The sequence below is a fragment of the Reyranella sp. genome, assembly GCF_017305915.1.
Lineage (GTDB): Bacteria > Pseudomonadota > Alphaproteobacteria > Reyranellales > Reyranellaceae > Reyranella.
In genome coordinates this window covers 1-18,905 of the sequence record NZ_JAFKJN010000038.1, presented here as the reverse complement: position 1 = coordinate 18,905, position 18,905 = coordinate 1, and the positions used below count along the sequence as shown (strand labels likewise).

General features: G+C 70.5%; 18 protein-coding genes and 1 riboswitch. Of the genes, 17 read left to right on the top strand and 1 reads right to left on the bottom strand.

The genetic code is table 11. From position 1 onward, the window contains the following. The 5 genes from J0J01_RS29550 to cobJ are packed head-to-tail and all read left to right on the top strand — an operon-like array spanning position 1 to position 6,292. Positions 1-3,126, top strand: coding sequence for a cobaltochelatase subunit CobN (locus J0J01_RS29550; protein WP_296387215.1), 3,126 nt, complete (start codon positions 1-3; stop codon positions 3,124-3,126). Continuing rightward, positions 3,123-4,160 carry a precorrin-3B synthase gene (locus J0J01_RS29545; RefSeq protein WP_296387214.1) on the top strand — a complete coding sequence of 346 codons (1,038 nt, stop codon included), beginning with the start codon at positions 3,123-3,125 and terminating at the stop codon, positions 4,158-4,160. The genes J0J01_RS29550 and J0J01_RS29545 overlap by 4 nt, the downstream gene beginning before the upstream one ends. 1 nt (position 4,161) lies before the next feature. Next, the gene (locus J0J01_RS29540) at positions 4,162-4,785 is read left to right on the top strand and encodes a precorrin-8X methylmutase (RefSeq protein ID WP_296387213.1); all 624 of its coding nucleotides are present in this window, start codon (positions 4,162-4,164) and stop codon (positions 4,783-4,785) included. Continuing rightward, positions 4,782-5,540, top strand: coding sequence for a precorrin-2 C(20)-methyltransferase (locus tag J0J01_RS29535; RefSeq protein WP_296387212.1), 759 nt, complete (start codon positions 4,782-4,784; stop codon positions 5,538-5,540). The genes J0J01_RS29540 and J0J01_RS29535 overlap by 4 nt, the downstream gene beginning before the upstream one ends. Continuing rightward, positions 5,537-6,292, top strand: a complete 756-nt coding sequence (cobJ, locus tag J0J01_RS29530) for a precorrin-3B C(17)-methyltransferase (RefSeq protein ID WP_296387211.1) — start codon at positions 5,537-5,539, stop codon at positions 6,290-6,292. Before J0J01_RS29535 ends, cobJ begins: the two co-directional genes overlap by 4 nt. Here the strand turns inward: cobJ and J0J01_RS29525 are convergent. Beyond that, positions 6,265-7,014: a cobalt-precorrin-6A reductase gene (locus tag J0J01_RS29525; protein ID WP_296387258.1), complete on the bottom strand. Its 750-nt coding sequence runs from the start codon at positions 7,012-7,014 to the stop codon at positions 6,265-6,267. The two genes, cobJ and J0J01_RS29525, sit on opposite strands and share 28 nt — an antisense overlap. A gap of 10 nt (positions 7,015-7,024) precedes the next feature. On the opposite strand from J0J01_RS29525, the gene cbiE reads away from it, so the two are divergent. The 12 genes from cbiE (at position 7,025) to J0J01_RS29465 (ending at position 18,735) form a co-directional block, all read left to right on the top strand. Then, positions 7,025-8,251 (top strand): precorrin-6y C5,15-methyltransferase (decarboxylating) subunit CbiE, encoded by a 1,227-nt coding sequence (gene cbiE / locus J0J01_RS29520; protein WP_296387210.1) that lies wholly within the window; start codon positions 7,025-7,027, stop codon positions 8,249-8,251. Next, complete coding sequence (locus J0J01_RS29515) at positions 8,230-8,631, top strand: cobalamin biosynthesis protein (RefSeq protein ID WP_296387209.1); 402 nt, start codon at positions 8,230-8,232, stop codon at positions 8,629-8,631. The genes cbiE and J0J01_RS29515 overlap by 22 nt, the downstream gene beginning before the upstream one ends. Next, positions 8,628-9,386: a precorrin-4 C(11)-methyltransferase gene (gene cobM, locus J0J01_RS29510; RefSeq protein WP_296387208.1), complete on the top strand. Its 759-nt coding sequence runs from the start codon at positions 8,628-8,630 to the stop codon at positions 9,384-9,386. Before J0J01_RS29515 ends, cobM begins: the two co-directional genes overlap by 4 nt. Continuing rightward, entirely contained in the window at positions 9,383-10,171 is a 789-nt protein-coding gene (cobA, locus tag J0J01_RS29505; RefSeq protein WP_296387207.1) for a uroporphyrinogen-III C-methyltransferase, read from the top strand. The genes cobM and cobA overlap by 4 nt, the downstream gene beginning before the upstream one ends. After that, on the top strand, positions 10,168-11,463 hold the full coding sequence (locus J0J01_RS29500; RefSeq protein WP_296387206.1) for a cobyrinate a,c-diamide synthase: 1,296 nt from the start codon (positions 10,168-10,170) through the stop codon (positions 11,461-11,463). The genes cobA and J0J01_RS29500 overlap by 4 nt, the downstream gene beginning before the upstream one ends. Beyond that, the gene (gene bluB / locus J0J01_RS29495) at positions 11,460-12,101 is read left to right on the top strand and encodes a 5,6-dimethylbenzimidazole synthase (RefSeq protein ID WP_296387205.1); all 642 of its coding nucleotides are present in this window, start codon (positions 11,460-11,462) and stop codon (positions 12,099-12,101) included. Before J0J01_RS29500 ends, bluB begins: the two co-directional genes overlap by 4 nt. A gap of 18 nt (positions 12,102-12,119) precedes the next feature. Continuing rightward, positions 12,120-12,308: riboswitch (cobalamin riboswitch) on the top strand. A 104-nt stretch (positions 12,309-12,412) separates the two neighbouring features. After that, positions 12,413-13,162, top strand: coding sequence for a class I SAM-dependent methyltransferase (locus tag J0J01_RS29490; RefSeq protein WP_296387204.1), 750 nt, complete (start codon positions 12,413-12,415; stop codon positions 13,160-13,162). 65 nt (positions 13,163-13,227) lie between these two features. Further along, a complete protein-coding gene (locus tag J0J01_RS29485) occupies positions 13,228-15,357 on the top strand; it encodes a TonB-dependent receptor (protein ID WP_296387203.1) in 2,130 nt (709 codons plus the stop codon). Positions 15,358-15,374: 17 nt separating this feature from the next. After that, positions 15,375-16,238, top strand: coding sequence for an ABC transporter substrate-binding protein (locus J0J01_RS29480; protein WP_296387202.1), 864 nt, complete (start codon positions 15,375-15,377; stop codon positions 16,236-16,238). Further along, positions 16,235-17,215 carry an iron ABC transporter permease gene (locus J0J01_RS29475; protein ID WP_296387201.1) on the top strand — a complete coding sequence of 327 codons (981 nt, stop codon included), beginning with the start codon at positions 16,235-16,237 and terminating at the stop codon, positions 17,213-17,215. The genes J0J01_RS29480 and J0J01_RS29475 overlap by 4 nt, the downstream gene beginning before the upstream one ends. Then, entirely contained in the window at positions 17,212-17,955 is a 744-nt protein-coding gene (locus tag J0J01_RS29470; protein ID WP_296387200.1) for an ABC transporter ATP-binding protein, read from the top strand. Before J0J01_RS29475 ends, J0J01_RS29470 begins: the two co-directional genes overlap by 4 nt. A 57-nt stretch (positions 17,956-18,012) precedes the next feature. Then, positions 18,013-18,735, top strand: a complete 723-nt coding sequence (locus tag J0J01_RS29465; protein ID WP_296387199.1) for a hypothetical protein — start codon at positions 18,013-18,015, stop codon at positions 18,733-18,735. Positions 18,736-18,905: the final 170 nt, after the last annotated feature.

Here is an 18,905-nt window from a genome sequence, read left to right as displayed (position 1 = left end):
ATGCATGTCCTGGCGACCCAGCTGGCGACGCTCGAAGAGGCCGACGTCGCCGTCGATCTCGGCCAGTCGCCGGCCGAAATCGTCGTGCTGTCCTTCTCCGACAGCGACCTGTCGGCGCTGGCCGTCGCCTGGCAGCGCGAGGCCGACAGCCTCCCGACGCTCCGGCTCGCCAGCCTCAAGCGCCTGCGCCACCCGATGTCGGTCGACCTCTATGTCGAGAGCGTCGTGGCGCGCGCCAAGCTGGTAATCGTGCGCTGCCTGGGCGGCCTCGACTACTGGCGCTACGGGCTGGAGCACATCGCCGACGCCGCGCGCGACCGCGGCGTGCTGTTCGCGGCGCTGCCCGGCGATGACCGTCCGGATGCGCGGCTCGCCGCCATGTCGACGGTGCCGGCCAGGGCGCTCGACCTGCTCGACCGCTTCTTCCGCGAAGGCGGACCGGATAATCTCACGAATGCGCTGCGCTATGCCGGCACGCTGCTCGGCCGCGAGCAGACCTGGCAGCCGCCGGTCCCGATCGGGCCGATCACGGTCCTGGGCGAGGTCCGCGACGCGCGGCCGGTCGCGCTGGTCGTGTTCTACCGCGCCAATCTGATGGCCGCAGACCATGAGCCGGTGATGGCGCTCATGTCCGCGCTCGACCGCGAGGGACTGTCGCCTATCGCGATGGCCGTGAGCAGCCTCAAGGACAAGGCGATCGAGCCCGAGCTCGCTCGCCTGATCGCGACGCATCGCCCGGCGGTGATCCTAAACACCACGGCCTTCTCGGCGATGCGCGAGGACGACACGACGGTGCTCGATGCCGCCGATGCGCCGGTGCTGCAGGTCGTGCTGTCCGGCAGCACGCGCGAGGCCTGGGCCGAGTCGGGCCGCGGCCTGTCGCCGGCCGATCTCGCCATGAACGTCGTCCTGCCCGAGCTCGACGGCCGCTTGCTGACGCGCGCGGTCTCGTTCAAGGCCGAGACGCCGGTCGATCCGCGCCTCGAATTCGCCAGCGTCCGCCATCGCTCGGAGCCCGATCGCGTCGACTACGTCGCGCGGCTCGCAGCGGCGTGGGCGCGGCTCGGCCGCAAGCCGAGCGGCGAGCGCAAGCTCGCGCTGGTGCTGTCGGACTATCCCGCGCGCGGCGGCCGAGCGGGCTACGCCGTCGGCCTCGACACCACCGAGAGCGCGCTCGAGATCCTGCGGCTGCTGCGCGCCGAAGGCTACGACACCGGGGCCGCAGATTGGCAGGCGGCCGACATCGCGCCACTGCTCGACCGCACCGCACCGCGTCTGCGCTGCGGCAACGTCATCGTGCTGCTCCAGCCCGACCGTGGCGCGGCCTATCACGACACCTCGGCCGAGCCGCGCGCCGAGTATGTCGCTGTATATGCCTGCCTGCGCGACGAAGAGAAGATCGACGCCCTCATTCATCTCGGCACGCACGGCACGCTGGAATGGCTGCCGGGCAAGGCGCTGGCGTTGTCGGCCGAATGCCGGCCCGAGACGGTGCTGGGGCCCATTCCGGTGATCTACCCGTTCATCGTCAACAATCCCGGCGAGGCGGTGCAGGCCAAGCGCCGGCTGGCGGCGGTGACGATCGGCCATCTCACGCCGCCGCTCAGCGCTGCCGGCCTCAACGGGCCGCTCGCGGACCTCGAAGGCCTGATCGATGAGTATGCGGCTGCCGATGGCCTCGATGCGCGCCGCCTGCGCCACCTCGGCGACGAGATCGTCGAGCGCGCCTGGAGCAATGGGCTGGCCAGCGACTGCGGCCTGGTGCGTGGCGAGGCCACGCAGGCGGCGATCGCCAAGCTCGACGCCCAGCTTTGCGACATCAAGGACCTCGCCGTGCGCGACACGCTGCACGTCTTCGGTTGCGGGCCGGACGAGGCTTGCGCCGCGGGCGAGCGCGCCGGCCTGCTGGCCGCGCTCGATGGCCGCCGCGTGGCGCCAGGCCCCGCCGGGGCACCGTCGCGCGGCCGGCCCGATGTCCTGCCGACCGGGCGCAACCTCACCTCGATCGATCCGCGCGCCATCCCGACCCGCACCGCGCAGGCGATCGGCGGGCGCGCCGCCGACGAGGTCGTGCGCCGCTACCTGCAGGATCATGGCGATCATCCGCGCGCGCTGGTGATCGATCTCTGGGCGTCGGCCTCGCTGCGCACCGGCGGCGACGACCTTGCGCAGGCCTTTGCCTATCTCGGCGTGCGCCCGGTCTGGGACGACAAGTCGAACCGCGTCACCGGCATCGAGGTGATGCCGCTCGCCGCGCTCGACCGGCCGCGCATCGACGTGACGCTGCGCATCTCCGGCCTGTTCCGCGACATCTTCGAGAGCCAGATCGCGCTGTTCGATCTCGCCGTGCGCCGGGTCGCCGAGCTCGACGAGGACGATGCCGACAATCCGCTGGCTTACGCGCGCCGGCGCGGCGACGACCTCTCGCGCGTGTTCGGCGGTGCACCCGGCAGCTACGGCGCGCAGGCCGCCGACGTGGCGCTCGACGGCCAGTGGCAGTCCCGAGAGGACCTCGGCAAGGCCTACCTGTCGGCCGTGACGCACGCCTATGGCGGCAGCGAGGTCCAGCGCCCGGCCGGCGACGGCTTTCGCGCCAGCGTCTCCAATGCCGACGTGCTGGTGCATCCTCAGGACGACCGCGAGCGCGACCTGCTCGATGGCGACGGCGTCGCCGACTTCGCCGGCGGTTTTGCCGCCGCCGCCGCGATGCTGGGCAACACGCCCGAGCTCTATCATCTCGACACCAGCCAGCCCGAGACGCCCAAGGCGCGCCGGGTCGCCGAGGAGATCGCCCGCGTCGTGCGCGGCCGTCTCGCCAATCCGCGCTGGATCGCCGGCATGCTGGCGCACGATCATCGCGGCGTCGCCGAGATCGCGCAGGGCGTCGATGCGCTGTATGCGTTCGCCGCCACCGCCGATGCGGTGCCCGGCCCTCTGTTCGATGCCACGCACGTGGCGCTGATCGCCGACGAGGCGGTGCTGGCCGCAATGCTGGAGAAGAACCGCGAGGCGACGGCGGCGATCTCGGCGCGGCTGCGCGACGCGCTCGATCGCGGCCTGTGGGTGACGCGGCGCAATTCGGTGACGCTCGAGCTGGACCGCGCCATGACGAGGGCGCGCCCATGAGCCTCGCGGCCTTCGACATCAAAGGCTGGTGCCCCGGCGGCGTGCGGCCGATGCCGAGCGGCGATGGCCTGCTGGTGCGCGTGCGGCCGTGGTATGGCGCCTTCACCCTCGATCAGGCCAGGGGCCTCGCGGAGATCGCCGCGACGTTGGGCAACGGCCATATTGATCTCACGCGGCGCGCCAATCTGCAGATCAGGGGCTTGCGCGAGGCGCGCCTGCCGGCGCTGCACGAGGCGCTCGATCGGCTCGGCCTGCTCGAGGACGAGGCGGCGCGCAACGTCATGGTCGCGCCGCTGGCCGGTCCCGCGGCGCGCGCCCTGGCTGTGGCGCTCGGCCGTGCCATGCCTGCGGATGCGCCGCCCAAGTTCGGCTGCCTGGTCGATGACGGCGGGCCGCTCTCGATCATCGGCGAACGTGCCGACGTCGCATTGGCCGTCACCCGCGACGGCGTCGCCGTGCGTGTCGAGGGCGAGTGGCTCGGCGTCACGGACGCCGAGCACGCCGTGGACGCTGCCTTTGGACGGCAGAGGTCGTTAGCGAAGATGACCGTCATGCCGACACCCGGCCATCGCCAATTGGGTCGCCTCGGCGGCTTCACCGGGCTCGCCGTGCCGTTCGGACGCCTCGACGCGCAGCAATTGCACGACCTCGTCGCTTCATGCGTAAAGGCCGGAGCGTCGGAAATCCGGCTTTCGCCGTGGCGGGCGCTGTACGTCGACGCGGCGGTCGAGGCGTCGGGCTTCATCGTCGATGACGACGATCCCTTGTTGCGCATCGAGGCCTGCCCGGGTTCACCGGCCTGCACCTCGGCGTCCGTCGACACGCGCACCGATGCGCGGCGGCTGGCGGCCATGCACCTTGCTGGCACGATTCATGTCTCGGGCTGCGCCAAGGGCTGCGCGCGGTCGACGGCGGCCAACCTCACCCTGGTCGGGCTGGAGGGCCGCTATGGCGTGGTGCGCAACGGCACCGCGCGCGATCGGGCGACGCGTATGGTGGAGCCGAACGCTCTCGAGCACCTTCTGGACGGCTGACATGCAGGACTACATCCGCGACGGCGCGGAGATCTATCGCCGTTCGTTCGCCATCATCCGCGCCGAGTCCGATCTCGCGCGCTTCTCGCCGGCCGAGGAGCGGGTGGCGGTGCGCATCATCCATGCCTGCGGCATGACCGAGATCGCGCGCGACATCGTGATGGCGCCGGGTTTCGCCGACAACGCGCGCTGGGCGCTGGTCGCCGGTGCGCCGATCCTGTGCGATTCCAAGATGGTCGCCAACGGCATCACCCGCGCGCGTCTGCCGGCGGCCAACGAGGTCGTCTGCACCCTCGACGATCCGAAGGTGCCCGAGCTGGCGCGCAAGCTCGGCAACACCCGCAGCGCCGCGGCGATGGAGCTGTGGGGCGATCGCATGGCCGGCGCGCTTGTCGCGATCGGCAATGCGCCGACCTCGCTGTTCCGCTTGCTCGAATTGCTCGACGCGGGCGCCAAGCCGCCGGCTGCGGTGATCGGGCTGCCGGTCGGCTTCGTCGGCGCAAAGGAATCGAAGGACGCGCTGGCCGCCGACGGCCGCGTGCCCTTCCTGATCGTGAAGGGCCGCAAGGGCGGCAGCGCCATGGCGGCGGCGGCGGTCAATGCGCTGGCGAGCGAGGCCGAATGACCAGCCTCGACGAGCTCGCGGGCACCGCGCGTGGCGGCACGCTCTACGGCGTTGGCGTGGGGCCGGGCGACGTGCGCTATCTCACTCTGCGCGCGGCGGGCCTGGTGCGCGCGGTCGATGTCGTCGCCTTCTTTGCCAAGCGCGGCGCGCCGGGCAATGCGCGACGCATCGTCGGGCCGCTGGTCAGGGCGGGGCAGGAGGAGGCGCGGCTGGAATATCCGGTGACGGAGGAGATTCCTGCCGAGCACCCCGACTACCAGCAGCAGATGACGGCTTTCTATCGAGAGTCCGCCGCGCGCCTCGCGGCGCTGCTGCGGTCCGGCAAATCGGTCGGGCTGCTGGCCGAGGGCGATCCGTTCTTCTATGGCTCCTTCATGCATATGTGGCGCCGTCTCGCGGCGGATTTTCCGGTCGAGGTCGTGCCGGGCGTGACCGGCATGTCGGGCTGCTGGACGCGCGCCAAGCTGCCGATGACCTGGGGCGACGACACGCTCGCCGTGCTGCCGGGCACGCTCGCCGAGGAACGCCTGGTCGAGCGGCTGAGGCACACCGATGCCGCCGTGATCATGAAGGTCGGCAAGAACCTCGCGAAGGTGCGCCGCGCCGTCGAAGGCGCGGGCCTGCTGTCGCGCGCCATCTATGTCGAGCGCGGCACCATGCAGGAGGAGCGCATCCGGCCGCTCGCCGAGTGCGGCGAGGCGCGGGGCGCCTACTTCGCGATGGTGCTGATTCCGGGCGAAGGGCGCCGGCTGTGACCGGCTCGCCCCTCAACGGCTCACTCGTCATCGTCGGCACCGGCCCGGGCAAGCCCGAGCTGATGACGCCCGCGACGCAAGCCGCGCTCGCCGAGGCGACCGACCTCGTGGGCTACGGGCCGTATCTCGATCGCGTGCCGGCAACGAAAGGCCAATGCCGCCATGCCTCGGACAATCGCGTCGAGATCGACCGCGCGCGCCATGCGCTGGCGCTCGCCGCATCGGGCCGCAAGGTTGCGGTCGTGTCGGGCGGCGACCCTGGCGTGTTCGCCATGGCGGCGGCGGTGTTCGAAGCCGTCGAGAGCGGCGATCCGGCGTGGCGGGCGCTCGACATCCGGGTCGAGCCCGGCGTGACCGCGATGCTCGCCGCCGCGGCCGAAGTCGGCGCGCCGTTGGGCGGCGACTTCTGCGCGATCTCGCTGTCGGACAATCTCAAGAGCTGGGCGACCATCGAGCGGCGCCTGAAGGCCGCGGCCGAAGCCGATTTCGTGATCGCGCTCTACAATCCGGCCTCGAAGGCACGACCGCACCAGCTCGGCGAAGCGTTCACGCTGCTGCGCGGCGTCAAGACCGGCGAAACCCCGGTTCTGTTCGTCCGCGCCGCCGGCAGCGGCGAGGCGAAGGTGATTGCCACGACATTGTCGGAGGCCAATGGCACCCACGCCGACATGCGCACGCTCGTCATCGTCGGCGCCAGCACGACTCGCCAGGTCGGCCGCTGGATCTACACGCCGCGCGGAGCCAGGCCGTGAAGCCAGGCTACGCAGGCATCGACATCGGCCATCGCGACGCCGGCCGGCTTGTGCGGCCGCGCGATCATCACGACCGGCAGGCCAAGCGCGCGCGCCGCCTCGATCTTGGCGTAGGTCGCCGTGCCGCCGGCATTCTTGGAGACCACGACGTCGATGCGCTCCGCGCGCAACAGGCGCTCTTCGTCGGCGCGGTCGAACGGCCCGCGCGCCTGCAAGAGGCGGAGATCGGGCGGCAGCTTTGTCTGTTCGGGCCGCTCGATCAGTCGCGCGAGATAGTGGTGCTGCGGCGCGCTCGCGAAGACGTGCACCTCCTGACGGCCGAGGCTGAGGAACACGCGCCGCGGCTCGGCGCCGAGCGCCCTCGCGGCGGCTTCGGCGTCGGCGACGACGTGCCAGCGATCGTCGGCGTGACGTTGCCATTCGGGGCGCACCAGCGACGCGAGCGGCACGCCGGTCTCGCGGCAGGCCGCGACCGCATGGGCCGACATCTGGTCGGCATAGGGATGCGTGGCATCGACGACGGCGTCTACTTTGTCGTCGCCCAGGAAGCGCACGAGACCCTCGATGCCGCCGAAGCCGCCGGTGCGAGTCGGGATCGGCTGGGGCTGCGGATTGGTCGTGCGACCGGCCAGCGACAGCACCGGCGCGAGCCGTGCATCGCCCGCGATCTGTCGCGCCAGCGCCGAGGCTTCCGTCGTACCGCCAAGGATCAGGACTCGCAGGGGCATGGTCGTGAGTAGCCGTCCGCAGCGCTGGCTGTCCATCATCGGTCTCGGCGAGGACGGCATCGAGGGCCTGTCGCCGGTCGCCCGCCGCCTGGTGTCCGCGGCCGAGCTGGTCGTCGGCGGCAGGCGGCATCTCGCGCTGGCCGACCCGCTGATCAAGGGTCAGCGGCTCCACTGGCCGAGCCCGATCGGCAACGCCTTGCCGGAGGTCGAGAAGCGTCGCGGCCGGCCGGTCGCCGTGCTGGCCAGCGGCGATCCCTTCCATTACGGCGTCGGCGACCTGCTGATGCGCGCCTTCACGGCCGACGAGGTGCTTTGCCTGCCGCAGCCCTCGGCCTTCAGCCTGGCGGCCGCGCAGCTCGGCTGGTCGCAGCAGGACGTGACGCCGGTCAGCCTGCATGGCCGCGCGCTCGAAGGCATCGTGCGGCACCTGCAGCCCGGCGCGCGTATCCTCGCCCTGTCGTGGGACGGCGAGACGCCGGCCAGGCTCGCGGCGCTGCTGCGCGAGCGCGGCTTCGGCGAGTCCACGATCACGGTGCTGGAACGCATGGGCGGTCCGGGTGCCCGCATCCGCAAGACGACGGCGGAAGGCTTCGATCTCGGCAAGGTCGAGCCGCTGAACACCATCGCGCTCGAGGTCTCGGGCTCTTCGGCCGCGGCGCTCAGCCTGGCGCCGGGCCTCGACGACTCGCTGTTCGAGCATGATGGCCAGCTCACCAAGCGCGACGTGCGCGCCATCACCGTGTCGGCGCTGGCGCCGCGGCAGGGCGAGCTGCTGTGGGATGTCGGTCTGGGTGCGGGGTCGATCGCCATCGAATGGCTGCTGCGTCATCCGTCGCTCAGGGCGATCGGCATCGAGGAGAGTGCCGGGCGCGCGGAGCGGGCGACACGCAATGCTGCTTCCCTCGGCACGCCCGACCTGAAGATCGTGCAGGGCCGTGCGCCGCAAGCGCTGGCCGGCTGGCCGGCGCCCGACGCCGCGTTCATCGGCGGTGGTCTGGCCGATGACGGCGTGTTCGAGGCGGTGTGGTCGGCGCTGAAGCCGGGTGGCCGGCTGGTCGCCAATGCCGTCTCGCTGGGCTCGGAGGCGAAGCTGATCGCGCTGTTCCAGCAGCATGGCGGCGAGCTGACGCGGATCGAGATCGCCAAGTCGGGAGCCGCGGGCCGCAGCGGCAAGGTGTTCGTATGGCGGCCGGCGGCGCCGATCATCCAATGGCGGGTGACCAAGCCATGATCGTCGCCGGCGTGGGTTTTAGGCGCGGCGCTTCCGCCGATGAGATCGAGAAGGTCGTGCGCCTGGCGCTCGGCGTCTTCGAGCTGCCGGCCGAGCGGCTGGAGGTGCTGGCGACCGAGTCGGAGAAGGCGGCCGAACCGGCCTTCGCCGAAGCCGCGCACCGTTTGTCGGCGAAGATGACGGCCTGCACCGTCGAGGATCTCGACCGGGTCGCCGGCCAGGTGCTGACGCTGTCCAAGCTGGTGCTCGAAAGCAAGGGCGTGCCGTCGATCGCCGAGGCTTCGGCGCTGGTCGTCGCTGGCCGCAATGCGCGGCTGCTCGGCACGCGGGTCGCGACGGCTCTCGCGACCTGCGCCGTCGCCATCGGAGACGGGCGATGACGGTGCATTTCATCGGCGCTGGGCCCGGCGCGCCCGACCTGATCACCGTGCGCGGCCGCGACCTGATCGCGCGCTGCCCGGTCTGCCTCTATGCCGGTTCGCTGATACCCAAGGCCTTGCTCGAGCATTGCCCACCAGGTGCGCGCATCGTCGACACCGCACCGCTGTCGCTCGACGAGATCGTGGCCGAGTGCGTCCAGGCGACCGAGGCCGGCCACGATGTGGCGCGGCTGCATTCCGGCGACCTTTCGGTGTGGAGCGCGATGGGCGAGCAGCTTCGCCGGCTCGAGGCTGAAGGCATCGCCTGCACCGTGACGCCGGGCGTGCCGTCGTTCGCCGCGGCGGCGGCCGCGCTCGGCCAGGAGCTGACCTTGCCGGAAGTGGCGCAGACGGTGGTGCTGACGCGTACCTCGGGGCGGGCCTCGTCGATGCCGTCCGGGGAGAAACTGGAAGCCTATGCGGCGACCGGCGCCACGCTTGCCATCCATCTGTCGATCCATGTGCTGGACAAGGTCGTGGCCGAGCTCACGCCGTTCTATGGCACGCAGTGCCCGGTCGCGATCGTCTATCGCGCGAGCTGGCCGGACGAGCGGATCATCCGCGGCACGCTCGGCACCATCGCGGCCGAGGTCGCCCGGCAGCCGATCGAGCGCACGGCGCTGATCCTGGTCGGCAAGGTCCTGTCGGCGCGCGACTTCCGCAACTCCGCGCTCTATGACGCGGGCTATCAACGCCGATTCCGGGGCCGCCCTTGAGTTTCGACCATTTCCCGCCGATGCCCGACTTCCCTGCAGGAGAGGTGTGGCTGGCCGGCGCCGGTCCCGGCGATCCGCGGCTGCTCACTTTGCTCGCGCTTCATGCGGTGCGGCAAGCCGACGACATCGTGCACGATGCGCTGGTCGATCCGCGCGTCCTGGCGCTGAAGCGCGCCGACGCCGAGCTGATCTCCGCCGGCAAGCGCGGCGGCCGGCCGTCGGCCCATCAGCAGGAGATCAACCAGCGGCTGGTCGAGCGCGCGCGGATGGGGCGCCGCGTGCTGCGGCTGAAGGGCGGCGACCCGTTCGTGTTCGGCCGCGGCTGGGACGAGGTGATGGCGTTGGCCGAAGCGGGCATCCGCTATCGCATCATTCCCGGCGTGACGTCGGGCCTCGCGGCGACGGCGCTGGCCGGCATTCCCGCCACGACGCGCGAGACCAACCATGCCGTCGTGCTGGCCGCCGGCCATCGCGCCGACGACGACCGGTCCAGCGCCGACTGGGAGGCGCTGGCGCGGCTCGGCCAGCCGATCATCCTCTACATGCCGATGACGCAGCTGGCCGGCATCACCGCCGCGCTGATGAAGGGCGGTATGGCGGCGAGCACGCCGGCGGCGCTGCTGCAATCGGCGACTACCGAGGACGAGCGCTGTATCGAGAGCACGCTCGGCCGGCTGGTCGAGGACGGGCGCGCGCACGGCATGGGCTCGCCGGCGATCGCGGTGATCGGCGCGACGGCGGGCTTGCGGCAGAAGATGCTAGCGGGCCTGGTCGGCTGGCGATGACGCGCGGCCTGATCGTCGGGGCGGTGCGCTCGGGCGCGGGCAAGACCACGGTCGCGCTCGGCCTGATGCGCGCCTTCGCGCGGCGCGGCCTCAGCGTGCAGCCCTACAAATGCGGGCCCGATTACATCGATCCGGCCTTCCACGCCGCGGCGACCGGGCGGCCGAGCTACAACCTCGACAGCTGGGCGATGGCGCCGGGCCTGCTGGCCGATCTGGTGGCGCGTCATCCGGCGGACCTGATCGTCACCGAAGGCGTGATGGGCCTGTTCGACGGCGCGGGCGGGCGCGGAGCGACGTCCGACATCGCCGCATCGCTCGGCTGGCCGGTGGTGCTGGTGCTCGACGTGAAGGGCCAGATCGAGACGGCGGCAGCCGTCGCGTCGGGCTGCGCCAACTTTCGCGACGATGTCGGGGTGGCCGGCGTGATCCTCAATCGCGTCGCCAGCGCGCGGCACCTCGGGATGATCCGGTCCGCGTTCGACAGGGTCGGCATAAAACTGTTCGGGGGGCTGGCGAACGACCCGCGCTTCGCTCTGCCCGAGCGGCATCTCGGGCTGGTGCAGGCGATCGAGACGGCCGATCTCGAAACGCGATTGGACGCCGTGGCCGATGCGCTGCAGGAGTCCGTCGATCTCGACGCCATTCGCCATGTGGCGCGGCCGGCGAAACTTGCCGAGCCCACGACGGATGGCTTGCGGCCGCCGGGCCAGCGCATCGCGGTGGCGCGCGATCGGGCGTTTTCGTTCTTCTACCCGCATCTGCTCGATCGCTGGCGCCGCGACGGCGCCGAGATCCTGCCGTTCTCGCCGCTGGCCGACGAGGCGCCCGGCGCGCGCGCCGATGCGGTCTGGCTGCCCGGCGGCTATCCCGAGCTGCATGCCGGCACGCTGGCCGCGGCGTCGCGCTTCCTCGACGGCTTGCGGCAGGCGGCGGCACGCGGCGTTGCGATCCACGGCGAGTGCGGCGGCTACATGGTGCTTGGGCAGGGGCTGGAGGATGCCGACGGCCGTCGCCATGCCATGGCGGGGCTGCTGACGCTGGAGACCTCGTACGCACGGCGCCGGCTGCACATCGGCTACCGCCGCGCGCGCCTGCGCGGAGAGTGCGTTCTGGGCCCGGCCGGAACCGAGATCATGGGTCACGAGTTTCATTATGCCCGCACGCTGTCGATCGGCGACGAGCCGCTGGTCGATTGCCGGGACGTCACGGGCGCGGTCGTGCCCGAGGCGGGCGCGCGCCACAGATCAGTGAGCGGCACGTTCTTCCACGCCATCAGCCTGAGGCAGGCATGACGAACCATCTGCCCTTCGATGCCACCTTCCGCCGGACCTTCCGCGATCTCGTGCTGTGGCGGCGCGACGTGCGCCGCTTCCGCACCGATCCGGTGCCGGAGACGCTGCTCGACGACCTGATCGAGCTCGCCACCCACGCGCCGTCGGTCGGCCTCAGCCAGCCCTGGCGCTTCGTGAAGGTGCAGTCGCCCGAGCGCCGGCGTGCGGTGTGGGAGAGCTTCGCCAAGGCCAACGAGCGCGCGCTTGGCGGATACGAGGGCGAGCAGAAGGCCAACTACACGACGCTGAAGCTCGCCGGGCTGAAGGAGGCGCCGGTCCATCTCGCCGTCTTCTCCGACGAATCGACGGCGACCGGCAGAGGGCTCGGCCGCCAGACCATGCCCGAGACCCTGCGCTACTCGGTGGTGGCGGCGGTGCAAACCCTGTGGCTCGCGGCGCGCGCCGAGGGGCTCGGCATGGGCTGGGTCTCGATCCTCGACCCCTCGGAAGTGACGCGGGTGCTGGACGTACCGGAGGGCTGGCGGCTGGTCGCCTATCTCGATCTCGGCTGGCCGGCCGAGGAGCATCTCGACCCCGAGCTCGAGCGCCATCACTGGGAGCAGCGCCACTACACCGGCGATCTCGTCTTTACCCGTTGACGCTCTCCGAAGCCGCTGCCACTAATTCTCCTCAGTGGTTCCCGCAAGGGATCAAAAGGGAACGCGGTGCAAGCCGCGGCTGCCCCCGCAACTGTAAGCGGCGAGTGCTTCGACCGTTGCACCACTGGAAGGCTCCGGCCTTCTGGGAAGGTGGTCGAAGGCAAGGACCCGCGAGCCAGGAGACCTGCCACTAACCGCGGTCACACGCGAACGCATCGGGCGGGGTGTCCTGGTGGGATGGTCGCTTTCGCCTTCGCGAGGAGGCGGACGGCCAGGTTTGCGGTGACGGATGACGTGCCGCGAGTCCGCCTGTGTCCCTCTCTGCCTTTCCGGTTCCAGAACCCGACATCGATCCGCTTGAGCTCTATGCCGCAGCGATCGATACCTCCGACTACGTAGCCCGCGTGGCGCCGCAGGTCCGCCGCCTGGTGCCCGACATCGGCAAGCTGCTCGATGTCGGCGCGGGCGGCGGCCAGTTCGGCGCGTCGCTGCAGGATCGCACCTTCCCATGGACCGCGATCGAGCCGTCGCCGACCATGCGCGCGCGGCTGCAGCGCCTGCATGCGCCGCCGCACCTCGTGGTCGGCGGCTGGGAGGAGGCGTGGATCGCCCGCCAGTCGCACGACACCGTGCTGGCCGCGACCATGCCGGCCTTCTTCGACCATACCGAGGCCTTCCTGACGCGCTGCCGCGATTGGGCGCGGCGCACGGTGGTGTGGGTGGTGCCGGCGCAGGCCGGCCCGCGCGGCCTCGTCTTCGCCGGCTGCCTGCCGAGCGACTGGCATCGCGAGGACGAGACGCCCGGCATCGACCTGGTGCTGGAGAGCCTCGGTGTCTCGCGGCCGCACGAGATCGCCTTCGCCGACTGGACCTTCTCCGGCGTGGTCCGGAACCTGCCGCGGCTTGCCTTTTATCTGGCCGATCGCCTCGGCTGGCCATCGAACGACGGACGACGACCGCGATTGCGCGCGCATCTCCAAGCGCAGGGCAAGCCCGATGCGGCCGGCCTGCGGCTCGACATCCCGCGCAAATCAGCCGTGCTGGTCTGGAGGGTCGCATGAGCCGGGAGCTTTCCTCCCGCGTCACCTCCCCATATGAACGGGGAGGAGGGCTTCTGCTCGTCCTGTTGCTCACGGGCTCCGCGGCTGCGCAAACCACGCCGCCGCCGGCCTACGAGATGCCGACGACGGTGGTGACCGCGACCGGCCGTCCCGAGGAAGTCGCCAAGATCGCCGGCACCATCCAGGTCATCCCGCACGAGCGCATCGCGCGCTCGGCGGCCAAGTCGGTCACCGACCTCTTGGCCGAGAACGCCGTCGGCTTCATGAGCGAATGGACCGCCGGCCAGACCTCGATCAACATCCGCGGCGCCTCCTCCGACGGCCAGGGCCGCGACTTCAGGAGCCAGGTGCTGGTGCTGATCAACGGCCATCGCGCCGGCACCGCCAACGTCTCCAAGCTATCGCCCGCCGACGTCGAGCGCATCGAGATCGTGCGCGGCCCCTCGTCGGTGGTCTACGGCAGCCAGAACATGGGCGGTGTGATCAACATCATCCTCAAGACCGGCCGCACCGCGCCGGGTACGCTGCTCGAGGCGAGCGCGGGCTCGTGGTCGCTGTTCCAGGGCAAGGCCCAGAGCGGCGGCACCAGCGGCAAGTTCGACTGGTACGTCGGCGTCGAGGCGGGCTCGCGCGGCGATTACAATCGCAGCGGCAACGTCACCGAGCAGAACACCCACTGGACCCGCTACGGCGGCACCGGCGCCTTCGGCATGCAGATCGACGACGACCAGCGGCTCGATCTCACGGTGCGCAGCGACGGCGTCTACGACGCGGGCTTCCGCGGCTCGGCGTCGAACGTCTTCGACTTCGACAACCGCTACAACCAGTCGGTCGATCTCAGCTACACGGGCAAGACGCCCAATGGGCGCGGCAGCCTGTTCTTCCAGGCCTACTATGTGAAGGACGTCGACGACCTCAACCAGCAGGTCCCGCTCAGCGCCGCCAATGCCTTCGGCGCGCGCTCCTACGTCGATCGCAACCGGCGCCAGCTCGACATCGTCGGCACGCGCTTCCAACCGGGCTACAAGCCCTGGGCGACCAACGAGCTGCTGCTGGGCATCGACTGGGAGCGTAGCTGGGTGCGGTCCGATCGCTACCGCCTGACCAATCTGCCGGCCAACCAGCTGTCGCCGGCCGACAACAACCAGACCGAAAACGTCTTCGCGTTCTACGTCGAGGATGCGCAGCACTTCTGGGACGACCGGATCACGGTGCGCGGCGGCGTGCGACAGACCTACGGCAACACGGCGATCGACTCGACGCCGAACGCGCCGACCCTGCTGTCGAGCAGCAACAACTACCAGGCGACCACCTATTCGGTGGGCGCGACGCTGCATGCCGCCGACTGGCTCAACCTCCGCGTCGGCGCCTCGAGCGGCTTCCGCGCGCCGACCGGGACGGAGCTCGGCGCCAGCTTCACGGTGGCGCCGATCGGCACCACCACGACCTTCGGCAACCCCAACCTGAAGCCCGAGACGGCGAACCAACTGGAGGCCGGCGCGACGGCGAACTGGGACGGCGGCCGCTTCGACATGGCCATCTTCCAGAACATCATCACCAACCGCATCACGCCGGTGACGATCTCGCAGACCGGCACGACGATCATTGCGCAGCAGCAGAACAATCCCGGCGACATCGTCGTGCAGGGACTCGAGTTCCAGACCGACACCAGCGTCATCCGCACGCTCGGGCTGAAGGTGCCGGAGACCTGGAACTGGAACGTGTTCGGCAACGGCTACTACAATTTCAAGATGATCGACTACGGCGCGCCGGCCGCCTTCGGTACCGACACTGCCACCCGCATCAACCAGTACGAGGCCGCGATCGGCACCCGCTTCGGCCAGGTCGGCGTCGAGATGCCGTGGAGCTTCCAGGTGCTCGGCATCCTGCGCGGACCGATGTGGTACAACACCGAGGAGGCGCTGAACCCGTTGCTCTATCCGGGCCAGATCCGCTCCTCGACGGTGTATCGCAAGGAGCCGTTCTGGGTCTGGAACATGCGCGGCGAGATCGAGGTCAAGAAGGGCTTCAAGCTGTTCGCCGCGATGAACAACGTCTTCGACGTCAACGCCCATCCGATCTTCATCGGCCTCGATTCCTCGCCGTGCGGCAACAATTACTCCCTTCAGAACGGGGCTTGCGGCAACTCGATCCCGGGCCGCGAGGTGGTCGTCGGTGCGCAGGTGAGGTTTTGAGAGATTGGCTCGTTGCCATGGCGCTGGGGCTTGCTGCCCCGGTGCAGGCGGCCGAGCCCATCACCGTGCATGACTCCTTCGGTCGCGTCCTCACTCTGACGGCACCGCCGCAGCGCATCATCCCGATCTTCGCGTCCAACGTGGAGATCGTGGCCTCGCTGGGATTGGCCGACCGCATCGTCGGCATCGAGGCCTATACCCGCTACCCGCGCGCGGTGCTCGACCGGCCTTTGGTCGGCGGGCGGCTCGGCTTCTCGGTCGATGCCGTGGTCGCGCTCAAGCCCGACCTCGTCGTCGTCACGCCATCACGCCAGGCCGCCAACCAGCTGATCGATCCGATGGAGCGGATCGGCGTGCCGATCATCGTCCTGCTGCAGCGAAGCGTGCCCGAGATCCTGGACAACATCCGCCTGATGGGCCGGGTCGCCGGCGTGCCCGAGCGCGGCGTCGCGGTGGCCGCGCGCTTCCAGGCGCGGCTCGACGCGGTGAAGCGCAAGGTCGCGGATCGCCAGCCGCCCGGCGCCATCATGATCACCGGCCGGTTGGGCAACGGCCTGATGCTGGTGGCACGCGAGGGCAGCTATACCGGCGACGCCATGGTGCTGGCCGGCGCGCGCTTCGCCTTGCCCGACACGCAGACGCTCGCCCAGGTCTCGCCCGAGGCGATCCTCAATGCCGATCCCGACGTGCTGCTATGGGCGGGCAGCGAGCGCGACCTCGAGGAGCTGATCGCGCGGCCGGGCTGGGCGGAGATGCGCGCGGTGAAGACCGGCCGCGCCCGCGCGGTGGACCGGGCCGAGCTGCTGATCCCCGGTCCGCGCACCGTGGACGGCATCGAGCATCTCGCCGCGATCTTCCATCCGGAAGCGATGAAGCCATGAAGGTCTGGATCGGCCTCGCCGGACTGCTGCTGCTCAGTCTCGTCGTGGCGGCCTGCGCCGGTCACGCGTGGGCTTCGCCCGTCGATCTGTGGCGCGCGATTGCCGGCGACGAAGCCTTGCGCAGCCGCCTGCTGTTCGAATGGCGCCTGCCGCGCGTGATCGCGGCGGCGTTCGTCGGCGCGCTGCTGGGGCTGGGCGGCACGATCTATCAGGGCGTGTTCCGCAATCCCTTGGCCGAGCCATATCTGCTGGGCTCGGCCGGCGGCGCAGCGCTGGGCGCGACCGTCGCGCTGCTGGTGCCGCTTGCCCTGCCGCAGAGCTGGCTCTTGCCGCTGCTCGCCTTCGCCGGCGCCTGGGGGGCGACGCTGCTGGTGATCGGCATCAGCCGCGTCGCCGGCGCCGTCGATGCGGCGGGCCTGCTGCTGGCCGGCGTCGCGGTCGCGGCGATCCTGGGCGCGTTGCGCTCATTCATGATGCTGGCGCTGTCGGACGAGACGGTGAGCCTGCAGGTCGTGTTGAGCTGGGTGCTGGGCGGCGTGCAGACGCCGACCTGGTCCGGCATCGGCTGGCTGGTGCTGATCGTCGCGGCGTGCGTCGGCTTGGCGCAGACGCTGGCGCGCCGCCTCGACCTGCTGGGCCTCGGCGAGGCCATGGCGCACGCCTTCGGCCTCGAGGTGCGCCGCTTCGTGATGCTGGCCGTGCTCGCCGGTTCGGTGATCGTGGCGGCGGCGGTCGCCTATGGCGGGCTGGTCGCGTTCGTCGGCCTCGCCTCGCCGCATGTCGCGCGCTGGCTGGTCGGACCGTTGCATCGGCCGTTGCTGCCGGCCTCGGCGCTGGTCGGTGCGATCGTCGTCGTGCTCGCCGACGCGATCGCCCGCTCGGCGCTGCCGCCGGCGGAAATCCCGCTCGGGCTGGTGACCGCGGTCGCGGGCGGGCCCTTCTTCATTCTCCTGCTGGCGCGGCGGCTTCGGTCATGACCGTACTGACCGCCGAGAATCTGCGCGTCGCCCGCGGCAAGTCGACGCTGTTGCGCGATGTGTCACTCACATTCCATGCAACCGAATCGGTTGCCATAATTGGGCCCAATGGCGCCGGTAAGTCGACCCTACTGAAGGCGCTCGCAGGCACGGAGGCGCCGACGGATGGTCAAGTGCGACTGGGCAGGCGCAACTTGGCCGAACTTCCGGCGGCGGAGCGGGCGCAGGAGATCGGTTTCCTGCCACAGCATTTCGAGCCGCACTGGGACTTGAGTGTGGTTGAGCTTCTGGAGATCGGCGCTGGCCGCGCGCGAAGCCTGCCGGTGGACGCTCTGGAAAACACGGTGGCTGCCTTCGAGTTGGGCGGCCTCGAACGACGGCGCTGGTCGACCCTGTCAGGCGGCGAGCGTGCGAGGGTTCTGCTGGCCATGGTGCTGGTGGTCGATCCGCCGGTGCTGCTGGCCGACGAACCTGCGGCGAGTCTCGATATCCGTCATCGCCTGGATCTTCTGAAGGCTTTGGCGGAGCGCGGGGAGGACAGGCTGTCGGTGGTGGTCGTGCACGATCTCGACCTTGCCTTCAGCTTCTTCGACCGGGTGGTGGTGCTGGCGCGCGGCGAGCTGATCGCTGACGGGCCGGCCGCCGAGCTGGTCTCCGATCCGCGGCTGGACGATGCATTTGGCGTGCGGTTCGAGCGTCTGCGGGCCGGGGAGGAGTGGCACCTGAGAGCGTGCCGCTGATCCTGCAAGGGATGGGTGGGCCAGTCCCTGCGTAAGACGCGCATGAGGAGAAGGTCTTTGCGTCTTCCGCTTCCGCGCCTGATCGCGATGCTTCTGGCGACTGGTGTTACTCTCCTGGTCGCCGCGATCCTCCTCTCCGCCATTCCGGCCCACGCCACCGAACGCAGCATGGACGGCTGGCGCTACACCAGCCATCCCTCGCCGGCCTCGACCGGCCGCGTCGTCGAGCTCTATGTCGACCGCGATTTCAGCGACTACGAGCGCGAGCGCATGCTCTCGGCGATGCGCCAGTGGAACTACGTGCTGAACGGCTTCGTGCAGTTCCGCGCCCGCCTGCTGCCGGGCGATCCGCAGCCGACGATGCTGGCGCAGATCCGCCGCTCGGGCGGCTGGGTGATCGCGCGGGTCGACAGCCGCCATTCGGTGGCGCAGCAGGGCGAGGGTGCGCACGCGCTCGCCGTCACGACCGGCAACCGCGGCGGCTTCGTCTATGTGATCAGCGACCGCATCGGCAATCGCGACCTTACCGGCGTGATCATGCACGAGTTCGGCCACGTGCTCGGCGCCGGCCACGACGGCTACGGCCTGATGGCGCCGGTCTACAACGCCGCGATGGGCCGCTGCATCGACCAGGACGCGGTGGCGCTGGTGGCGCGCGCGCAGCGCCTGCCGATGAACTCCCTCAACTGGTGCGAAGGCCCGGCCCAGCAGGGCCGGCCACCGCTGCCGATGGCGCAGGCGACCGACTACCGCACGCCGATGGCGACGCGTCAGCGCTGAGCCGGACTCCCTCCCCATTCAATGGCTCTCGGATTCACACATCGTTGTGTGGGAGGGAATGGCCGTATCTGATGGCGCGGAAGTCGGCGAGGCCGATGCGCATGACCTTTGGTCCTGGTTTGCCATAGTAGCCGGTCCATCCGCCGAGGCGGGCGATCACCCAGGCAGCG

Bases quoted from the DNA above. Each gene is read 5' to 3' on its own strand.
- cobM (WP_296387208.1), top strand. From the start codon at position 8,628: ATGACGGTGCATTTCATCGGCGCTGGGCCCGGCGCGCCCGACCTGATC.
- J0J01_RS29475 (WP_296387201.1), top strand. From the start codon at position 16,235: ATGAAGGTCTGGATCGGCCTCGCCGGACTGCTGCTGCTCAGTCTCGTC.
- J0J01_RS29480 (WP_296387202.1), top strand. From the start codon at position 15,375: ATGGCGCTGGGGCTTGCTGCCCCGGTGCAGGCGGCCGAGCCCATCACC.
- J0J01_RS29545 (WP_296387214.1), top strand. From the start codon at position 3,123: ATGAGCCTCGCGGCCTTCGACATCAAAGGCTGGTGCCCCGGCGGCGTG.
- J0J01_RS29550 (WP_296387215.1), top strand. From the start codon at position 1: ATGCATGTCCTGGCGACCCAGCTGGCGACGCTCGAAGAGGCCGACGTC.
- J0J01_RS29515 (WP_296387209.1), top strand. From the start codon at position 8,230: ATGGCGGGTGACCAAGCCATGATCGTCGCCGGCGTGGGTTTTAGGCGC.
- J0J01_RS29470 (WP_296387200.1), top strand. From the start codon at position 17,212: ATGACCGTACTGACCGCCGAGAATCTGCGCGTCGCCCGCGGCAAGTCG.
- J0J01_RS29535 (WP_296387212.1), top strand. From the start codon at position 4,782: ATGACCAGCCTCGACGAGCTCGCGGGCACCGCGCGTGGCGGCACGCTC.
- J0J01_RS29540 (WP_296387213.1), top strand. From the start codon at position 4,162: ATGCAGGACTACATCCGCGACGGCGCGGAGATCTATCGCCGTTCGTTC.
- J0J01_RS29500 (WP_296387206.1), top strand. From the start codon at position 10,168: ATGACGCGCGGCCTGATCGTCGGGGCGGTGCGCTCGGGCGCGGGCAAG.
- bluB (WP_296387205.1), top strand. From the start codon at position 11,460: ATGACGAACCATCTGCCCTTCGATGCCACCTTCCGCCGGACCTTCCGC.